The 17,864-nt window shown below is 64.2% G+C and carries 15 protein-coding genes and 1 CRISPR repeat array; of the genes, 6 read left to right on the forward strand and 9 right to left on the reverse strand.

Annotated elements, in window-relative coordinates; translation table 11 throughout:
• Positions 1-73: 73 nt before the first annotated feature.
• Together cas3f and cas1f are read right to left on the reverse strand one after the other, a co-directional pair.
• Positions 74-3,424 carry a type I-F CRISPR-associated helicase Cas3f gene (gene cas3f / locus DXK50_RS04805; RefSeq protein WP_212629511.1) on the reverse strand — a complete coding sequence of 1,117 codons (3,351 nt, stop codon included), beginning with the start codon at positions 3,422-3,424 and terminating at the stop codon, positions 74-76.
• Positions 3,421-4,389, reverse strand: coding sequence for a type I-F CRISPR-associated endonuclease Cas1f (cas1f, locus tag DXK50_RS04810; RefSeq protein WP_212629512.1), 969 nt, complete (start codon positions 4,387-4,389; stop codon positions 3,421-3,423). Before cas1f ends, cas3f begins: the two co-directional genes overlap by 4 nt.
• 182 nt (positions 4,390-4,571) lie before the next feature.
• Positions 4,572-5,559: a CRISPR direct-repeat array (repeat unit 28 nt; unit sequence CTTCACTGCCGAATAGGCAGCTCAGAAA).
• 159 nt (positions 5,560-5,718) lie between these two features.
• Here cas1f and DXK50_RS04815 point away from each other — a divergent pair.
• The gene (locus DXK50_RS04815; protein WP_161897780.1) at positions 5,719-6,366 is read left to right on the forward strand and encodes an HAD family hydrolase; all 648 of its coding nucleotides are present in this window, start codon (positions 5,719-5,721) and stop codon (positions 6,364-6,366) included.
• A 78-nt stretch (positions 6,367-6,444) separates the two neighbouring features.
• Here DXK50_RS04815 and DXK50_RS04820 read toward each other — a convergent pair whose 3' ends face one another.
• Both DXK50_RS04820 and DXK50_RS04825 read right to left on the reverse strand, forming a co-directional pair.
• Positions 6,445-6,675 (reverse strand): DUF1161 domain-containing protein, encoded by a 231-nt coding sequence (locus DXK50_RS04820; RefSeq protein ID WP_161866733.1) that lies wholly within the window; start codon positions 6,673-6,675, stop codon positions 6,445-6,447.
• Positions 6,676-6,738: 63 nt separating this feature from the next.
• The gene (locus tag DXK50_RS04825; RefSeq protein WP_212629513.1) at positions 6,739-7,797 is read right to left on the reverse strand and encodes an aminopeptidase; all 1,059 of its coding nucleotides are present in this window, start codon (positions 7,795-7,797) and stop codon (positions 6,739-6,741) included.
• A 104-nt stretch (positions 7,798-7,901) separates the two neighbouring features.
• On the opposite strand from DXK50_RS04825, the gene DXK50_RS04830 reads away from it, so the two are divergent.
• Complete coding sequence (locus DXK50_RS04830) at positions 7,902-8,324, forward strand: PA0061/PA0062 family lipoprotein (protein WP_212629514.1); 423 nt, start codon at positions 7,902-7,904, stop codon at positions 8,322-8,324.
• A gap of 49 nt (positions 8,325-8,373) precedes the next feature.
• On the opposite strand, the gene DXK50_RS04835 is transcribed toward DXK50_RS04830, so the two are convergent.
• From DXK50_RS04835 to DXK50_RS04850, 4 genes are all read right to left on the reverse strand, one after another.
• Positions 8,374-8,799, reverse strand: a complete 426-nt coding sequence (locus tag DXK50_RS04835; protein ID WP_161866730.1) for an OsmC family protein — start codon at positions 8,797-8,799, stop codon at positions 8,374-8,376.
• An 81-nt stretch (positions 8,800-8,880) separates the two neighbouring features.
• Complete coding sequence (locus DXK50_RS04840; protein WP_212629515.1) at positions 8,881-9,882, reverse strand: LLM class flavin-dependent oxidoreductase; 1,002 nt, start codon at positions 9,880-9,882, stop codon at positions 8,881-8,883.
• 115 nt (positions 9,883-9,997) lie between these two features.
• The gene (locus DXK50_RS04845; protein ID WP_212629516.1) at positions 9,998-12,238 is read right to left on the reverse strand and encodes a putative bifunctional diguanylate cyclase/phosphodiesterase; all 2,241 of its coding nucleotides are present in this window, start codon (positions 12,236-12,238) and stop codon (positions 9,998-10,000) included.
• 146 nt (positions 12,239-12,384) lie between these two features.
• Entirely contained in the window at positions 12,385-12,702 is a 318-nt protein-coding gene (locus DXK50_RS04850; RefSeq protein WP_212629517.1) for a hypothetical protein, read from the reverse strand.
• Positions 12,703-12,987: 285 nt separating this feature from the next.
• On the opposite strand from DXK50_RS04850, the gene DXK50_RS04855 reads away from it, so the two are divergent.
• The gene (locus DXK50_RS04855; protein WP_161866726.1) at positions 12,988-13,959 is read left to right on the forward strand and encodes a TAXI family TRAP transporter solute-binding subunit; all 972 of its coding nucleotides are present in this window, start codon (positions 12,988-12,990) and stop codon (positions 13,957-13,959) included.
• Between the two features lie 66 nt (positions 13,960-14,025).
• Here DXK50_RS04855 and DXK50_RS04860 read toward each other — a convergent pair whose 3' ends face one another.
• Positions 14,026-14,931 (reverse strand): LysR family transcriptional regulator, encoded by a 906-nt coding sequence (locus tag DXK50_RS04860; RefSeq protein WP_212629518.1) that lies wholly within the window; start codon positions 14,929-14,931, stop codon positions 14,026-14,028.
• A 126-nt stretch (positions 14,932-15,057) separates the two neighbouring features.
• Between DXK50_RS04860 and DXK50_RS04865 the strand changes: the two genes are divergently transcribed.
• The 3 genes from DXK50_RS04865 (at position 15,058) to DXK50_RS04875 (ending at position 17,749) form a co-directional block, all read left to right on the forward strand.
• Entirely contained in the window at positions 15,058-16,299 is a 1,242-nt protein-coding gene (locus DXK50_RS04865; protein ID WP_212629519.1) for a D-amino acid dehydrogenase, read from the forward strand.
• 35 nt (positions 16,300-16,334) lie between these two features.
• Positions 16,335-16,697 carry a RidA family protein gene (locus tag DXK50_RS04870; protein ID WP_161866723.1) on the forward strand — a complete coding sequence of 121 codons (363 nt, stop codon included), beginning with the start codon at positions 16,335-16,337 and terminating at the stop codon, positions 16,695-16,697.
• Between the two features lie 80 nt (positions 16,698-16,777).
• Positions 16,778-17,749: a TAXI family TRAP transporter solute-binding subunit gene (locus DXK50_RS04875; RefSeq protein ID WP_212629520.1), complete on the forward strand. Its 972-nt coding sequence runs from the start codon at positions 16,778-16,780 to the stop codon at positions 17,747-17,749.
• Positions 17,750-17,864 lie beyond the last annotated feature (115 nt).

The raw sequence follows: 17,864 nt of genomic DNA on the forward strand, positions 1-17,864 counted from the left end.
TCAAACGCCGTGGGAGGGGCTTTAGCCGCGATGCTCTAGCCCTGCTACACGCCGCGCAGGGTGTAGGGGAATCTCACCTGCGCTTGGCAAACCCCAGCACTGGGTGAAAGCGCCAGCCGCGCTCGCTCTCGGGCAGGCTGACGGTGCCGAAGCGCTGGGCACAGCCCTCCAGGCTCATGTCCAGCTCCTGCGCCAGTTCAGACAAGGCCAGGAGGTAGTCGGTAGTGCCCCAGGGGCTGATGCGCGGGCCGGCCAGTTCGTGGTCTGCGATGCGCTGGTGCAGGCTGTTTTCCACCGGCACGTAGATCAGCTCGTAGCGGCGCTGGCCGGGGTCGATGCGGTGCAACCGGTAATCCTCGCCGTCTTCATCCGGCAGCAAGATCAGCTGCACCCTTGGCTGGGTGTCGAGGCGGAATGGTTGCTGCTGCTGGGCCAGGGCCGTGAGGTGCAACAGCGGCTGGCTCCAGCCGTCATGGGCATTCATTTCTTGTGGCTGGCTGCTTTGCCGTCGCCGTTCGCGCTCTGACAGCATGGACGGATCTGGTGCGGCAGGTTGCAGCATCCAGCCTTGCAGGCGGGCGTGTTCCAGGTCGACCAGGTTGTTCTTGGCATCCAGTGGCGCGGGGCGCTCGAGGATGCGTGGGCGGGCATCGATCTGCTGGTACTGTTCTACCTCCAACAGCGCGTTCAGACGATGGTTGTTCAACCGCCAGGGGTGCTCCGTCTCGAAACCCGGTTTGCAGAAGGCTGGCTGGTCGCGCCGTTCGGCATGGCGCAGATTGCTGTCGAATATCTGCACATTGGTGGCGCTCCAGGGCTCGGGGCGATGGCGCCGCACGCGCCCGGCCAGCTGGATCAGCGAGCGCATGGACGAAGGTTCGACCAGTGCCCAGTCGTAATCATGGTCGCGGCCCACTTCGGTCACGGGCGAGCCCAGCACGATGAACAGTTGATCCGGCTCATCGTGGCGCTGCAGGCGCTGGCGGATTTCCGGCAGGGCGAATACCGCTTGCGGCTGTTCACGTTGCAGGAAGGTGTCCAGCCGGTTTTCGATGGCCGAGCGCAACAGCAGCGGGAACTGCGAGTGGTACACACAGAGGTGGATGCGAGTGCCTTCGGCGGCGCCCAGGCGAAACAGGGCTAGCGCCACATCGAACAGGGGGTCGATATTGGCCATGCGTACCAGGCCGAAGCTTACGCGCTTGCCGCTGTGCGGGTCGGTTGTGGCGTTGGTGTCGTGCAGGCTGCGGGCGGCGGTCAGTATCTGTTCGGCGAAGGCCGGGCGAATCTCATCCGGGCGTTGGCTGGCAAAGTGCAGGGGCAGCAGTTGCGCCTGGCGGCGCGCGGGCTGCGTCGCGAGCCAGGCGTGGCGGCGCTGGGCAAAGTCCAGGTGGGCGGCGCTGAAACTGGCGCTGTCGCTACAGTCCAGGCGGCTTTGCCGCTGTTCATCGACCCAGGCACAGGCGATGGACGGCAGCTCGCCAGGGCGTTCGCCACGGTGGCGCTGATACTCGACACGGCCGGCGTGATAGGCCTCGAACAAACCCTGGATCAGGGCGGGCGGCAGGGTGGCCGAAGACAGCAGCACGCGGCTGCCCAGCAGCCCGGCCCAATGCACCAGGCGCGCCAGGGCGGGTAGGTCGGCGATATCGAAATCGTCCGGCTCGTCGAGCACCAGGTCGCCGCTCATCAGGCGCAGCATCGGTGCGATCTGCCGTCCGCCGCGCTGGCTCTCGGTGGCAGGGGTCAGGTGGTCGATGGTGCAGACCAGTACCGGCGCGATCAGCAGGGCGCGCACCTGGGGTTCGTGGATCACCTTGTTGAGCAGCGGATGGGCGTTCACATTGCCGTCGAAGCGCACATGACCATCGTCTTCGAACAGTGCCTGGCTGGAAGCCGAGCCGCTGCTTTCGGCGAGCGCCTGCTGGCGCTCGAACAAGGTGCTGTTGGCCGCGCCACCGACGCGAATGGCCAGGTCGTCCTCGTCCAGTCGAAGGCGTTGGCGGAAGGCGCGCCCGGTTTGCAGGGTCAGGCTGCGCAGGCCAAGGGCGAAGGCACAGCGCATGCCGCGCTCGGGGTCGCTCAGGGCATACATGATGCGTGCATTGCCCAGGGTCTTGCCGCAACCGGTGGAGGCCATATTGACGATAAAGGCACCGTGCCGGGCAGCCTGTTCGCGCATGCCGGCGGCCAGATCGAAGGCCTTGTCCTGCCAACGGAAGCGTTCGGTGCCGCTGCGCTTCTTCAAGCCCTTGTGCCGGCTCAGGCGTGGCAGGCTGCGTTCGAAGTCGGCCAGGCGATGGCCGATCAGCCCGGCATTGGCCTCGACCCCCAGCAGATGCTCGTCGAGGCCCTGGTTGAACTTGCCGCTTTTGCGCTCGGTATTGGCCCACAGCGGATAGCCCGCCTCGCCCTGCACCCGGCCCGGGCCGGTGAGGCTGGAGTAGTGGTGATCGGCGAGCATCAGGTTCAGGCGTGCCAGGTGCATCAGGTAAGGGCTCTCCAGCCAGTCTCGCTGGGTGCGGCGTGGCAGCAGAGCTAGCAGGCGGTGGGCCTGCTTGCTGGCGCGTTCTCGCCAGCGTTTGGTGGTCACGGGCAGGCCGTGGGGGAAGTGCCAGTAAGCTTCGATCTGCGCCCTGTCCCGGGTAGCACAATGCTCGTTCCAGCTGGCGTCGATATCTCCCGGCAGGTTCTTCAACATGCCGAGCTGGAAGTGGCGGATCTTACTGCCCAGGCGCGCGTCCTCGCTGGGCATCAGGGGCAGGCGGTGATGGGTCAGCACCAGCCAGGCCAGGGCGGCGGCCAGAGGCGGCAAGTTACGAAAGGGCTTGTCGCAGTTGGGGTCGAGGCCATCGCGTTGCAGGCGGCTCAGCCAGGTGGCGTCATCCTGCTCGCTGGGGCTGGCCAGGCGCGCCAGCCAGGTCGGGTCGCCGTCGTTGCCGACGAAGGCCTGGAACAGACGCAGCGATGTCCATTCGTGGCGATACAGGTTGCGCTCCATGGGCGCGCCAGGTTTGAGGCGGTTCTGGAAGGCCAGGCTGGCTTTGCCCAGATCATGCAGCAGCGCGGCCAGGGCGCTGAGCAGACGAAGGTCCTCGGCGCTGTGCCAGTCGTTCTCGTCATCCTTGCGCAGCACATCGCGGCGGGTGCTGTCGGTGGGCACCGCGCCCTGCTCGTTGAAGCGGCTGGCGTCGCCGACTATCCACAGCAGCTCGCTGTGATCCTTGCCGCGTATCCAGTGACAGGCCACGGCGGTATTGCGCCTGGCACTCTTCTTCAGCAGCTTGCGCAGGGTATCCAGGCCGGCCTGGGTGATCGGCGTTTGCCAGGTGCGCTCGCCGCGGCGCTCGGCGAACTGGTCGAGGATGCGCCGGCTCTCCACCAGGGCGCGTTTGTCGCACTGACTGATCAGTAACACGTTCATGCGCCAACCTGCTCGGCCACTGCCTTGAGGGTGTCGATCATGAAGTCCAGCGATTCGCCACGCGTGAGGTTTTCGATGCAGGCCTGGCGAAACTCCTGTTCCTCGTCGCCACGCACTGCGCTGACGAAGGCCTGCGGCAGGATGCTGGCGTCTTTCACCAAATCGGCCACGTCGAACACCAGGCCGCCGCGGCGCGTTTTGCCGTGCAGCACGGCCAGGCCATGGGGGATGCCAAGCACCCAGGTAGCGCTGGCGGCCAGGCCGTAGGCCAGGTAGTTGCCGTGGTCGAGAAAGCGATTGGCGGGGTCACCGCCGGAGCCGTGCTTGGCGCGGGTGAAGTCGCCATAGCTGACGGCACGGGCGGCGAGGGCGAACAGTTGCTTGCTCAGGCGGGCTTCTTCGGTCAGCAGGAAGGTATTGTCCGGCGCTGCCCGGATAGCGCGCTGCGAGGTATCGAGGGCATGCTCCAGGCTGGCGGCATCGACCTGGAAGCCGGCATCCTTGAGTGATCGGCTATGCAGCCAGCCCTGGCGGATACGTTGCAGGCGCGCCAGTTGAAAAGCCTTGGCCGCCTCCAGGCGCTTGTCATCGTCGAACCAGAACTTCACCCACTTCTGCAGGTATTCGGTGGGGCGGTATTCGCTCTGCGGTGAGAACCAGGCGACTTCCACATCCATCTCATTGGCCGAGAACAGTGGCGTGCCGCCACCGCCACAGAAACCCACCAGCACGCCAGCCTTGGCCAGCTCACGCATCGCCGCCTGGGTGATCGAAGTGCCGGTGCCGAGCAGGATAGTGGTGGTGTTGGCGATGGGAATGTTCCAGTACAACGACTGCTTGCCGGCATCGGTGACGTACTCCACCCGCCCACCGTTGACCAGCACTCGGCAGTGCTGCAGGTAATAGAGGTTGGCGCGTTTGGAATGGAGGATGGTCTTTAGGTCGGAGGGGCTGATGTCGTCCATGATGACTCCCGTTGGCATCATGGCGGTTTACCATCTTTGCCCGAGCTTGCCGACCCTCTTTTTGCGGGCCATTCAGATGCCTTTATAAATCAAAGGGTTAGTAGAGCAGCGCAGAAAAGGGTATTTGCCGCGTTAGCGCCTGCAGGCCTGGCCAGGCAAGGGATTGGCGAGTAATGTCTCTACTTCACTGCCGAATAGGCAGCTCAGAAAAGGCTGTGCAACGCGCGATCGAGGGCGGTACGCTTCACTGCCGAATAGGCAGCTCAGAAAAACAGCGCATCGCGCCAGATGGGGCGAGGCGGCTTCACTGCCGAATAGGCAGCTCAGAAATTGGGCGTCGATGGCTGGCTCGGGTTATGTCTCTTCACTGCCGAATAGGCAGCTCAGAAATGGCGCCACATTGGTTTGCTTGTGGCCTCCTCCTTCACTGCCGAATAGGCAGCTCAGAAAAGGGAGAACAGCGAACGCCTCAGCCATAGTGTCTTCACTGCCGAATAGGCAGCTCAGAAAGGGCAGTATCGCTGCCGCGGTGTTGGCTCTTACTTCACTGCCGAATAGGCAGCTCAGAAAGTGGGGCAAGGCGCGGGTGCTCGATGGGCGACCTTCACTGCCGAATAGGCAGCTCAGAAATGACCTTGGGCGCCTTCTGCGCCGCTCCGGCCCTTCACTGCCGAATAGGCAGCTCAGAAAAAACGGAACGCGAAAACTCAGCGCATCGACTACTTCACTGCCGAATAGGCAGCTCAGAAAAGACTCTGAATATTCCTCACGGCCCTGGAGGTCTTCACTGCCGAATAGGCAGCTCAGAAACTCAGGGAATTTCCCTGGAGGATGCACAACAGCTTCACTGCCGAATAGGCAGCTCAGAAACGAATGTGCTCGCCTTCCTCGATATGCTGGCGCTTCACTGCCGAATAGGCAGCTCAGAAATCGCGCAGCTCGGCCACCGGCCGGCGCAGATCCTTCACTGCCGAATAGGCAGCTCAGAAAATCAACCGCGCGCTACGCAGCTACAAGCTGCACTTCACTGCCGAATAGGCAGCTCAGAAAACATCGTTTTCGACCCTGATACCGGACTGAAACTTCACTGCCGAATAGGCAGCTCAGAAAACGCGTGCACCCCAGTTCACTGAGAGTCTGCACTTCACTGCCGAATAGGCAGCTCAGCAATTTCGCCGCGGTGTTTTTGCCGGCGTGCCCGCTTGTGAATCGGGTGACAGCGACATGCCCGGCTTTGGCACGGTCCGCGCTCGGGATGGCGCGGCGTTGGGTGGCGCCGGCAATTGCCTTATGCTGTGTGCCCCCCGAACTGCCGAAGCCTGAAGCCTCATGCATCACTCCACCATCCTATTCGACCTCGACGGCACCCTCACCGACCCGCGTGAGGGCATCACCCGTTCGGTGCAGTACGCCCTGGCCAAGTTGGGGATCGATGAGCCGGATCTGACCGCGCTGGAGCACTTCATCGGCCCGCCCTTGCTGCAGTGCTTCATGGCGACCTATGCGCTGGACGAGGCCACCGGCTGGCAGGCGGTCAATCATTACCGCGAGCGCTTCCGGGTCACCGGCCTCTACGAGAATCGCGTGTTCGAGGGTGTCGAGGCGCTGCTCGAAGCATTGGTGGCGCAGGGGCGTACGCTGTATATCGCCACCAGCAAACCGACGGTATTCGCCGAGGAAATCGCCCGGCATTTCGGTTTCGATCGCTACTTCAAGCGCATCTATGGCAGTGAGCTGGATGGCACGCGCACCAACAAGGTGGAGCTGCTGGCTCATCTTCTGGAGTCGGAACAGGTGGCGCCTGACTCGGCGCTAATGATCGGTGATCGCAAGCACGACCTGATCGGCGCGCGCAGCAATGGTTTGCAGGCTGTGGCGGTGGGCTATGGCTTCGGCAGCCGTGAGGAGCTCGTCGGCGAGGCGCCGGCCTTTCATTTCGAGACGCTGGAAGAGATGCACCGGGCGTTCGGCTGCTGAGAACTGTAGGAGCGAGCTCTGCTCGCGAATGAATGAAAGCGAAAGCTTCGCGAGCAAGCTCGCTCCTACCGGGGTGTATCAGCCGTTACGCTGATAAATGATCTTCTTGGTGCCGCCGTCGCAGCTGCCGACGACCATGCTCTGATCCTGAACTTCGTCGTTGGGCACGATTTCCAGGGTGTAACTGGGCACATTGTTGGCCTGAATCTTCGTTTCGATTTCCTGCTTGAGTTCTTCGCAGGGCTTGGGCGCGGCCAGCGCGCCGCCAGCCAGAAGCATCAGGGCCAGGGCGGGAATCAGTCGTTGCATCGCTTGTACCTCCAGTGTTGGGCGAAACCTGAGTAGGTTGGACTGGCAATTTGCCCAGCAGTTCTAGTCGTTTTGCAGCAGGCTTGCCAACCTGGCCCGACGATCCGCTTCGGGCTGGCGACCGAGCGTAGCGACTGCTGCGTAGAACGCGCGCCAATCTCGTCCTTGCTCCTCGAACAGCGCAGCGAAAGCCGGCACCCACTGGTCATAGAGGCCGAAGGGCAGCAGCTTGGCGTTGTTCAGCGGGCCTTCGATCCAGGCGTCATAGCGGCCCTGACCTCCCCATTGTTGGCGCATGGCGCGGTAGTCGTGGCGCAGGCGCTCGAACTCGGCCTGCTTGGCGGCGCGCATGGCTTGCTCCGGCAGCTCGCTGGCATAGAGCTGCTTGAGGCGCTCGCGACTGGCCAGCACCAGTTCGATGAACTGCTGGCGCTGACGGTCATCGCTGGCTGGCGGCGTTTCACCACGGGCCGCGTGCCACTGGCGCAGCCCCTCGCGCTCGACGAAGGTGGCGAAGGACTCGTTGAAGGCGGTATCCCCCGGCAGGTAATACTGCTGGTGCGCCAGTTCGTGGAAGATCACCGCGATGAAGCGTTCGTCGCTCCAGCGCAGCATGGTGCTGAGCAGCGGATCGTCGAACCAGCCCAGGGTCGAGTAGGCCTCCACGCCACCGATGTAGGTATCCAGCCCCTGCTGGCGCAGCAGTGCAGCGGCGCCGCGTGCCCGGCCCTGCTGGTAGTAGCCGCGATAGGCGACGCAGCCGGCGATGGGAAAGCAGTGCAGCTCGGGCTCGAGGGAAAACTCCGGCGTGGCGAACACATTCCACACCACGAAGGGGCGCTCAAGGTCGGCGTATAGCCGATAACTACGGTTTTCAGGCAGCTGCAACTGCGTGCTGGCGAAGTCGCGTGCCTGCTGGCTCAGCGCCAGGCGCCTGGCCAGATCAGGATCGGTGGCAGGGTCTTGGAGCATGCGTTCGACGGGCTTGCGCGCCTGCAGCAGCTGCCATTGGCCCTGGCCGAGATGCGCGTAGTAATCGACGGTCGAACAGCCGCCCAGCAGCAGGGCGAGCAGGGGAACCGCGATGCGGCGTAGCAGGTCGATAGGGCAGGCGTTGGGCATGCCGTCACGCTAGCTGATCGCGTGGGTTGTCTCCAGCCCCTTTCGCCTCGGTTTTGCCGGCTTCCCGGTGTAGGCTGGTATCCGAACCCTTATCGGAGGTCGCCATGCGCGCCCTGCTTCTCGCTCCCGCCCTGATGCTGCTCGGGGCCTGCGCTTCACCCCTGCCCAAGCCCGATCCGCAGCAGGCCTGGGTCGAACTGTATTCCACTGCCGACACCCTGCTGATGGCTGATCGTCTGGACGACAAGCGCTGGCCGGATGGCCGTTACTTTCAGGTGACGCCGGGCCAGCATGAGCTGCAAACGCGCTTTCAGTTCGAGGTGCGCAGCGGGGCGACCCTGGGCATGCAGAGCGAACCGCTGCGCATGACCTGCGAGATTCGCCTGCGTTACGACGAATTCGCCGCGGGCCGACGTTATCGCCTCGAGGCGCGCCAGCAACTGATGAAGGCGCAGGCCTGGCTGTATGACGAGCAGCGAAACGTGCTGGCGCGTGGTGAGGTGCTGCGCTGCGGGACGGCGATCTGAGGCGGCACGGCGCACCCTACTGAGCGTCGGGTGCGTCGCCGGGGTTGGCTCAGGCTTCGAGTATGCCTTCCAGGGTGATGGTCGCCTTGAGCACCTTGGACACCGGGCAGCCGGTCTTGGCCGCTTCCACGGCTTTCTCGAAGGCAGAGCGCTCTGCGCCAGGAATCTTCGCGCGCAGAGTCAGGTGCACCGCGCTGATTTCGAAGCCGCCATCGACCTTGTCCAGGGTTACCTGCGCCGTGGTTTCGATGCTCTCGGCGGTCATGCCGGCTTCGCCCAGCTCTTTGGACAGGGCCATGGAAAAACAGCCGGCGTGGGCGGCACCGATCAGCTCTTCGGGGTTGGTGCCGGGCTTGTCCTCGAAACGGGTGTTGAAGCCGTAAGGGGAATCCTTGAGCGCGCCGCTCTGGGTGGAGATGGTGCCCTTGCCGTCCTTGATGCCGCCCTGCCAGTGGGCCGAAGCTGTCTTCTTCATATGCGTCTCCCAATGAGTGAACGAGGCCGCCGAACTGGCGGCCTGCTCTGTTTCAGAGGGTTGTCACGCTTACAAGTTCTGCTAGCCGCGTTGCAGCTCGGCCAGAATGTCGAAGGCGTGCAGGCGGTCGGCGAAGTCGTACATGTCGCAGGTGAAGATCAGTTCATCCGCCTCGGTTTGTTCGAGCAATTGTTCCAGGCGCTGGCGTACGGTCTGCGGCCCACCGATGGCGGCCAGGCCGAGAAACTCGCTGACGGCCTGGCACTCATGCGGCAGCCACAAGCCTTCCATGCTCGCCACTGGCGCGCGCTGCACCAGACTCTGGCCGCGGATCAACGCGAGGATGCGCTGGAACGCCGAGGTGGCCAGATGCTGCGCCTGCTCGTCGCTGTCGGCTGCCAGCAGCGGCACGCCGAGCATCACGTAGGGCTTGTCCAGCACGTCCGAGGGGCGGAAGTGGTTGCGGTAGATGCGGATCGCCTCATGCAGATAGCGCGGCGCGAAGTGCGAGGCGAAGGCGTAGGGCAGCCCTTTCATGCCGGCCAGCTGGGCGCTGAACAGGCTGGAGCCGAGCAGCCAGATCGGCACGTTGGTGCCGGTGCCGGGCATGGCGATCACTCGTTGCCCTTCCTGGCGCGGGCCGAGGTAGGTCTGCAGCTCCTCGACGTCGTTGGGGAAGTCGTCGGCGCTGCCATCGCGGCTGCGGCGCAGGGCATGGGCGGTGTACTGGTCGGCACCGGGCGCGCGGCCCAGACCCAGCTCGATCCGCCCGGGGTAGAGCGTGGCGAGCGTGCCGAACTGTTCGGCAATCACCAGTGGCGCATGGTTGGGCAGCATCACCCCGCCGGCGCCGAGGCGGATTCTCGAGGTGCCGGCAGCGAGATAGCCAAGCAGGACAGACGTGGCGGAGCTGGCGATGCCGTCCATGTTGTGGTGTTCGGCCACCCAGAAGCGCTCGAAGCCGAGGCTTTCGACGTGCCGGGCCAGCGCCAGTGAATTGTGCAGGGCCTGGGCGGCATCGCCGTCATCGCGGATAGGCGCCAGGTCGAGGGTGGAGAGCTTGATGGAGGCCAGTCGGCTCATGGGGAGTCTCCTCGTTGCATGGCCGGCTACTCTAACCCCTTGGCTCGCGGCCACGCACGTGGTGCGCAGGGATAGTCATCATCGACGCGGATAATGTGCCGGCGCGAGCGGCGCGTTATGCCTGTATTCCCTCTGCGCGCAGCGGACACCACAGGCCATCGAAGCAGTCCTCGCCGCTGAGCAGGCGCTGCAACTCATGCGGTGCACGCGGCCGGCCGAACCAGTAACCCTGCGCATAGTGGCAACCTTCGTTGCAGAGAAAATCGAGCTGCGCCTGCTTTTCCACGCCCTCGGCCACCACCGCCAGGCCCAGGCTGCGGCCGAGGCCGATGATCGCCCGGCTGATGGCCAGCGACTCGCTGTCCTGCGGCGCGCCGGCGATGAAGCTCTTGTCCACCTTGATGATGTGCAGCGGGAAGCGCTTGAGGTAGCCGAGCGAGGAGTAGCCGGTGCCGAAGTCGTCCAGCGCCAGTTGGATGCCGAGGCTGGCCAGCTCACGCAGGCAGGCCAGGTTCTGCGCGCTGTCTTCCATCAACTGGCTTTCGGTGATTTCCAGCACCAGGCTCGACGGCGGCAGCCCGCTGTGCCTGAGGATGTCGGCGACGCGCGCAGCGAAATCGCTCTGCTGCAACTGGCGGCTGGACAGGTTGACCGAGCAGCGCAAGTGCGGCTGTCCACTCAGCTGCCAGTTGCGCACCTGGCTGCACGCCTGCTGCAGCACCCAGTCGCCGACTGCAAGGATTTCGCCGGACTCTTCCAGGCAAGGGATGAACTCCAACGGTGAGATTTCACGGCCTTGATGCTGCCAGCGCAGCAGTGCCTCCACCCCGATCAGCCGCGGTTGGTTGCCGTCCAGCTGGCAGATCGGCTGGTACACCAGGCGCAGCTCGCCGCGCGTGCTGGCCTGAGCGAGGGCGCTTTGCAGTTCCAGCTGGCGTTGCGCCTGCTGCTGCAGCTCGCTGCTGTAGCGGGCAAATTGCGCCTTGCCCGCGCTCTTGGCGCGGTATAACGCCAGATCGGCGGCCTGCAGCGGGTCCAGTGGCTGACCGCATTCCTGCAGGCCGGCGATGCCGATGCTGGCACTGACCGACAAGGTCTGCTCCGGTAGCCGCAGCGGTGTGTGCAGACTGTCGAGCATGCGCTGGGCGACCCGTTCGGCGTCGCCCATGCAGGCCAGGTCGTCGAGCAGGGCGACGAACTCGTCACCGCCGAACCGCGCCAGATGATCGCCCGGGCGCAGGCAGTGGCTGAGGCGTTCGGCCACTTCCACCAGCACCCGGTCGCCGGCCTGGTGACCGAGGCTGTCGTTGATCAGCTTGAAGCGATCGAGGTCGATGAACAGCAGCGCAGCCTCGCGCGCACCCGGGCGCTGGCGGCGCTGCACCGCCTGTTGCAGCAGCTCGCTGAGGCGGGCGCGGTTGGCCAGGCCGGTGAGCGGATCGTGGCGCGCGGCATGGTGCAGTTGCTCCTCGGCGGCGCGGCGCTGGCTGATGTCGCTCTGCGAGCCGGCCATGCGGCGCAGGCCGCTGCTGCAGGTATCGGCGACGCCGCGCACCAGTACCCAGAGATAGCTGCCGTCGCGGCGGCGAATGCGGTACTCGTGGTGCAGGAAGGGCGACAGGCCGCGCAGGTGGTTGTCGATGGCCTGGCGCAGGCCGGGCAGATCATCACTGTGTACGCGGCTGAACCAGCTCTGGCTGGTGGGCGATAGGCTGTCTCGGTCAAGGTCGAGCATGCGAATCCAGCGCTCGGAGAGGTACAGCTGATCCTGCTCCAGCTGCCATTCCCACAGGCCGTCGTTGGCGCCACGCATGGCACGGGCATAGCGTGCCTCGCTGTCCTGCAGCGCCTTGCGCTGGGCGGCGCCGTAGCTGTCCAGAGCCAGGCCGACGTCGAAGAACACCTTCTTGATCAGGCTGGAGAAGCAGTCGCTGGCCACCGATGAGCCGAACAGTTCGCTGAGCAGACGATCCAGGTACAGGCGATAGGCGCCAAGGTACCACTTCAGATCGACCCCCACGCGCTGGTGGACCCAGCCGATGCGCAGCCGCTCCAGCACGTAGGCTTCATCCGGCGGGCTTTGCCAGAGGCCGCGGTAGTACTCGGCCTGACTTCGCTTGAGGCGTTCGATGACGGCCCTGTCGCCGAGAATGGCTGTTGGCGCCGGGTAGTCGGCCAGTTCCTGATAAAGGCTGTCGACGAAGTTCCGGTTGGCGCGTTCGACGCGCTGCGTATAACGCGCCAGACGCTCGTTGTCAGCCTGACGCCAGTCAAGAAAACGCAGGCGCTGCCGCAGCTCTTCCGGATCCGGGGCGATGTGTTGGAGCAGTTCCTGGAATTCTTGTTCGTTGCCCATCTCAGCCTCGTGCTTTTCCTTGGCGCAAAAAAAAAGCGCCGCCGGCCGCGCTTCCCGAAGGAAGGCGGCCAGCGGCGCTCTGTCTTGCAGGCCCTGTGTCCTGCCCGGCAAAGCCGGTCTCCGCGCGGGGGCGGAACCTAATAGGCTTAGCTTTTACCGCATTGCCCCAGCGTGGACAACTCTTCGCGCAGCTGGCTCAGGCGTTTGCGCAGCTCGGCCAGTTGGCCCGACTTGAAGGCGTGTCGGGTGCGTTCGAGAACCTCGATGGCCTCGTCGAGATTGCTCTGCACATCGCCCAGGCTGCCCACCGGCAAGCGTTGCAGCCAGCGGCACAGCGGCTGCTGCTGGCAACCGTCGAGGCTATCGATCACCTGACAGTGAGGTGCCTGATCGCGCAGCATATGGGTTATCTGCTGGCTGGAAACAGTGTCCGGCAGGCTAAGCAGCAGGTGGGTCCGAGACATGGATGATCGCGCTATATGGCAATTGGCTAGCAATACTAGGGTGCCGCTGCTGGCGCTTTATTGATCAGGATCAGTCCGGGCCGCGGTGAATCGACGCATGGCCCGCTCGCTCTGGACGCAATGGCAGGGATCGTGCGGGAAGCTTTCCGGGGAGCGCGTCTCACAAGCGGTTACGACCGATTGGCCAACAATGCGTGCATATTCGCCGTGAGCGGTTAGACTTCCCACCCGGACGTCGCTCACAAGGCGCGCTCGCTCAAAAACAACAGAAAAAGGAGATTTCCCATGAAAGGCAAATCCTTGGCATGGGTCCTGTCCGCCGCGCTCGCGGGCACTGCCCTGAGTGGCATGGCACAGGCCGAAGAGAAATTCGTCACCATCGGCACCGGCGGCCAGACAGGCGTCTACTACGTAGCCGGTCAGTCCATCTGCCGCTTCCTCAACCGTGGCTCGGCCGAGCACGGTATCAAGTGCAACGCCCCGGCCAGCGGTGGCGGCGTGGCCAACGTGAACGGCATTCGCAGCGGCGAATTCAACTTCGGCATCATGCAGTCCGACCATCAGTTCAAGGCCCTCAATGGCGCTGCGCCGTTCGAAGCCGAAGGCGCGATGAGCGATATCCGTGCGGTGTTCTCGCTGCAGAGCGAAGTGTTCACCATCCTCGCCCGCCGTGACGCCAACATCAAAAGCTTCGATGACCTCAAGGGCAAGCGTGTAAACGTCGGCAACCCGGGTTCCGGTCAGCGCGACACCCTGGAAGAGATCATGGCCGTCAAAGGCTGGGATCGTTCCGCCTTCGCCCTGGCTGCCGAGCTGAAGCCGGCCGAGCAGGCCAGCGCACTGGGCGACAACAACATCGACGCCATGACCTACTTCGTCGGTCATCCCAACGGCGCGATCCAGGAAGCCACCACCACCACCGACGCGGTGCTGGTTCCGGTAACCGGCGCCGAGATCGACAAGCTGCTGGGTGAGAAGACCTACTACACCAAGGCTGACATCCCAGGCGGTCTGTACAAGGGCAACGACCAGCCGACTCCGTCCATCGGCGGCAAGGCCGTGCTGTCCACCAGCGCCAAGGCCGATCCGGAAGTGGTCTACCAGCTGGTCAAGTCGGTGTTCGACAATATCGATCGCTTCAAGCGTCTGCACCCGGCCTTCGCTGACCTGAAGGAAGAGGACATGATCAAGGTCGGTCTGACTGCCCCGCTGCACGAAGGCGCCGAGCGTTACTACAAAGAGCGCGGCTGGCTGTAAGTCAGCACCCCGGCGCTAGACGAAACCGCGGCCCTGGCCGCGGTTTTCTTTTGTCCCGGATTTGCCTCAGTCCTGCTCATCGAGCAGGTCGATGGCCAGCCTCTGCAGACGTTTCAGCAGCGCCTGCTGAGCGGCCGAGGGGGTCTCGTCGAAGCGCCGCAACAGGTAAAGGGGCACGGGGATCACGGGTTCCAGCGGGCGGGCCTGAACCTCTCCGAGATTGCCTGACAGGGCCGTGAACGGGTCGACCAGCGCCAGCCCCTGCCCGGCGGCTACCAGCATGCGGGCCAGTTGGTAGGTCTGGACCGAAATGTCGATACGGGCAGGCGGGTCCAGCTCCTGGATGTGCCCGCGCAGCAGACCGCCCAATGCATCTCGTGTGTCCAGACCGATCAGGCTCAGCCCCGCCATGTTCTGCAGGCGCATGGGCGTCGCGCATTCCTGCTCACTCCACCAACCCGGTGGGGCGATGGCCATCATCCGCCCCTGAGTCAGCACTTCAGTGTGCAGGTCCGGATGCTCCACACGTTGCAGCGTCAGGCCCATATCGGCCTCGCGCAACAACAGTGCCTGGATGATTTCGTTGGTGTGCTGGGTCGCAAGGTCGCATCGGGTGTGCGGAAATTCGGCGCGCCAGTCGCATACCACGTCAGGCAGCAGGGTCTGCGCCAGGGTGGGTGTGCAGATCAGGCGCAGCGCCCGTTCCTCGCCGCGGCGCAGGCTATCGGACAGGCGCCGCAGATCCTGCAGCTCGGCAGCGAGGCGTTCGGTCTGTTGCTGCAGTATCCGCGCTTCTGCGGTGGGCAGCAGCTTGCCGCGTACACGGCTGAACAGGGCAAACCCCAGCTGCTGTTCGGCATGCTGCAGAATCTTGCTGGCAGCCGGCTGGGAGATGTGCAGCAGCTCTGCTGCAGCCGTGAGACTCCCGGTCTGCAGGACTGCCTGAAACAGTTCGACGTGGCGTAGGCGCATCAGCAATCAGAGCTCCCGCGTGGTCGAGGGAACATAACCTAGGGTTATGGGCTGCCGCCATCTTTTCATTGGCCGCCCGTTTCGCCCCTCCATACCCTGACTTCATTCAGATGCGGGGGATGGATCATGCGGGTCGCGATTATCGGTGGTGGGGTGATAGGGCTAAGCACGGCCTACGCGCTGCTGCGTCAAGGGTATCGGGTGGATCTGATCGAGCAGCGTGAGGAAGTGGCGCTGGAGACCAGCTTCGCCAACGGCGGTCAGCTCAGTTATCGCTATGTTTCACCCTTGGCCGATGCCGGCGTGCCGCTGCAGGCGCTGTCCTGGATGCTGCAGGGTAATGCCCCGCTGCGTTTTCGCCCCAGTCTGAGCCCGCATCAGTGGCAATGGTGCCTGCGCTTTCTGCTGGCTTGCCGTCGCTCGGTGAACCAGCGCAATGGCGCCCACCTGCTGCGCCTGGCCTTGTACAGCCAGTCGGTGTTGCAGGGCTGGCGTGAGCATGAGGCGCTGGATGATTTCTCCTGGCGTGCCAATGGCAAGCTGGTGATCTACCGCAACGCTGCGAGCTGGAACAAGGCGCGCAGCGCAGTCGGCGAATCGGCGCATCAACGCCTGCTCGATGCCGATCAATGCCTCGAGCTGGAGCCCGCCCTCGAGGGCGTGGCCGGACAATTTCAGGGGGGGGTCTTCGCGGCCGGCGACGAGGTCGGTGATTGTCATCAGTTCTGCCGGCAACTGCTGCGCAAGCTGTGCAGCGATCCTTCGTTCCGCCTGCATGCCGGGCAACGGGTCACTGCAATACCTCTGGAGCACGGCAGGGTGAGGGCCGTGGCGCTGCAAGGCGGGGAACTGGAGGTCGATCATGTGGTGGTCGCAGCCGGTATCGGCAGCGTGGCCTTGCTCCGCCCGCTGGGCTTGCGGCTGCCGATATACCCGCTCAAGGGCTACAGCCTCACCCTGCCGCTGGCCGACCGTGCAGCGGGCCCGGAGACCAACGTCACCGATTACGACCACAAGGTGGTCTACGCTCGCCTGGGCGAACGCTTGCGGGTTGCTGCAATGGTCGATATCGGCGGTTGGGATGCCACGCCAGACCCTGATCGGCTGGCCGAGTTGAGACAGCTTGCCCAGGCCAGCTTTCCCCGCGCGGGCGATTACGCGGCTGCCGAGCCCTGGGCGGGAATGCGCCCGGCGACGCCGGAGGGCACGCCGCTGTTGGGCGCCAGCGGTATCGGCAATCTCTGGCTGAACGTCGGCCATGGCAGCCTGGGCTTCACCCTGGCCTGCGGCAGCGCCGAGGTGCTGACGCAACTGATAGGCCGGCGGCAACCGGCGATCGCTCTCGATGGCTTGCAGTTGGCGTCCTGAGACCCCCCGAACACTCACAACAGCAGGAGTTTGCCATGTCCGTGCAACGTATGCAGACCAACGACCGCCTTTCTGGTGCGACGATCTTTTCCGATCTGGTTTTCCTCTCCGGCCAGGTGCCGGGCGACCGCAGCCAGGACGTAGCGGGCCAGACCGCCCAGGTTCTGGAAAAGATCGACACGCTGCTGGCCGAGGCGGGATCGGATCGGAGCCACATGCTCAGCGCGCAGATCTGGCTGAAAGACATCGAGAAGGATTTTGCCGCCATGAACACGGTCTGGAGTGATTGGCTGCCAGCGGGCTGCGCGCCTGCCCGGGCGACGGTCGAGGCACGTCTGGCTTCTGCCGATGTTCTGGTCGAGATCATGGTCATTGCAGTGCGTAAAACGGCGGCTTAGCGGCCGCATTTGTTCCACCGATGGCGCTGGCGAGACAGCCCATCGACCGTTCGAAACAACAACAACACGAGGACGTTGATATGCAGCAGCATCGAATCATGGGCTTTCTGGCCTGTGTCATGGGCAGCACCTTGCTGAGCAGCCCGCTGGTCGCTCAGGAACGCTACGTGACCATCGGCACCGGTGGACAGACGGGGGTTTATTACACAGCCGGACAGTCGATCTGTCGGTTCCTCAATCGCAGTGGCGCCGAGCACGGCATCAAGTGCAACGCGCCGTCTTCCGCGGGCAGCGTCAGCAACATTGCCTCGATCAAGAGCGGCGACTACGACTTCGGGTTCATCCAGTCCGATCACCAGAACAAGGCGCTCTCGGGCCAGGCGCCTTTCGACCAGGAGGGCGCTGTCGAAGATCTGCGCGTGGTCTTCTCCCTGCAGAGCGAGATCCTAACGGTAGTCGCCCGTGCAGACAGCGGTATCGAGACCTTCGCCGACCTCAAGGGCAAGCGCGTGAACATTGGCGTGCCGGGCTCTGGCAGTCGAGATACCTTCGATGAGGTGATCCAGGCCAGCGGCTGGAGCAAGTCCGACTTCGCCCTCGCCGCTGAACTCAAACCTGCGGAGATGGCGGCCGCGCTGGGGGACAACAATCTGGATGCCATCACCTATGTGGTCGGTCATCCGAGTGGTGCCATCCAGGAGGCCATGGCGACCGTGCAAACCCGCCTGATCCCGGTCAGCGGGCCTGATATCGACAAGCTTCTGGCGCAGGCCAGCTACTTCACCAGGGCGGATATCCCGGCGGGTGTCTATCCTGGCGTGGATCAGGCCGTTCCGTCCATCGGCGGTAAAGCGGTGCTGGCCACCTCGGCCAGGACCGATCCCGAGGTCGTCTACCAGTTGGTCAAGTCGGTGTTCGATAACCTGGAGCGCTTCAAGCGCCTGCACCCGGCCTTTGCCGATCTGCAGGCCGAGGACATGATAAAGGCGGGGCTGACGGCTCCCATGCATGACGGGGCAATACGTTTCTACAAGGAAAAAGGCTGGCTCTAGCCGGGGTGGAGAGTCTCCGGCTGGGCTCTAAACTCTTCGATAACGGGCGCAGTTGAGCTGGGATAGGTAAACTGCGCGCTCAGAGCCCCTGTTACAGGCTCAAAAACCGAGCCCC

The sequence above is a fragment of the Pseudomonas sp. KB-10 genome (assembly GCF_018221585.1).
In the GTDB taxonomy this organism is placed as follows: domain Bacteria; phylum Pseudomonadota; class Gammaproteobacteria; order Pseudomonadales; family Pseudomonadaceae; genus Aquipseudomonas; species Aquipseudomonas yangonensis.

What these genes read in the sequence shown, in the direction of transcription:
- DXK50_RS04875 (WP_212629520.1), top strand. Translation starts at nt 16,778, where the DNA reads ATGCAGCAGCATCGAATCATGGGCTTTCTGGCCTGTGTCATGGGCAGC.
- cas3f (WP_212629511.1), bottom strand. Translation starts at nt 3,424, where the DNA reads ATGAACGTGTTACTGATCAGTCAGTGCGACAAACGCGCCCTGGTGGAG.
- cas1f (WP_212629512.1), bottom strand. Translation starts at nt 4,389, where the DNA reads ATGGACGACATCAGCCCCTCCGACCTAAAGACCATCCTCCATTCCAAA.
- DXK50_RS04845 (WP_212629516.1), bottom strand. Translation starts at nt 12,238, where the DNA reads ATGGGCAACGAACAAGAATTCCAGGAACTGCTCCAACACATCGCCCCG.
- DXK50_RS04860 (WP_212629518.1), bottom strand. Translation starts at nt 14,931, where the DNA reads ATGCGCCTACGCCACGTCGAACTGTTTCAGGCAGTCCTGCAGACCGGG.
- DXK50_RS04865 (WP_212629519.1), top strand. Translation starts at nt 15,058, where the DNA reads ATGCGGGTCGCGATTATCGGTGGTGGGGTGATAGGGCTAAGCACGGCC.
- DXK50_RS04870 (WP_161866723.1), top strand. Translation starts at nt 16,335, where the DNA reads ATGTCCGTGCAACGTATGCAGACCAACGACCGCCTTTCTGGTGCGACG.
- DXK50_RS04830 (WP_212629514.1), top strand. Translation starts at nt 7,902, where the DNA reads ATGCGCGCCCTGCTTCTCGCTCCCGCCCTGATGCTGCTCGGGGCCTGC.
- DXK50_RS04825 (WP_212629513.1), bottom strand. Translation starts at nt 7,797, where the DNA reads ATGCCCAACGCCTGCCCTATCGACCTGCTACGCCGCATCGCGGTTCCC.
- DXK50_RS04815 (WP_161897780.1), top strand. Translation starts at nt 5,719, where the DNA reads ATGCATCACTCCACCATCCTATTCGACCTCGACGGCACCCTCACCGAC.
- DXK50_RS04855 (WP_161866726.1), top strand. Translation starts at nt 12,988, where the DNA reads ATGAAAGGCAAATCCTTGGCATGGGTCCTGTCCGCCGCGCTCGCGGGC.
- DXK50_RS04850 (WP_212629517.1), bottom strand. Translation starts at nt 12,702, where the DNA reads ATGTCTCGGACCCACCTGCTGCTTAGCCTGCCGGACACTGTTTCCAGC.
- DXK50_RS04835 (WP_161866730.1), bottom strand. Translation starts at nt 8,799, where the DNA reads ATGAAGAAGACAGCTTCGGCCCACTGGCAGGGCGGCATCAAGGACGGC.
- DXK50_RS04840 (WP_212629515.1), bottom strand. Translation starts at nt 9,882, where the DNA reads ATGAGCCGACTGGCCTCCATCAAGCTCTCCACCCTCGACCTGGCGCCT.
- DXK50_RS04820 (WP_161866733.1), bottom strand. Translation starts at nt 6,675, where the DNA reads ATGCAACGACTGATTCCCGCCCTGGCCCTGATGCTTCTGGCTGGCGGC.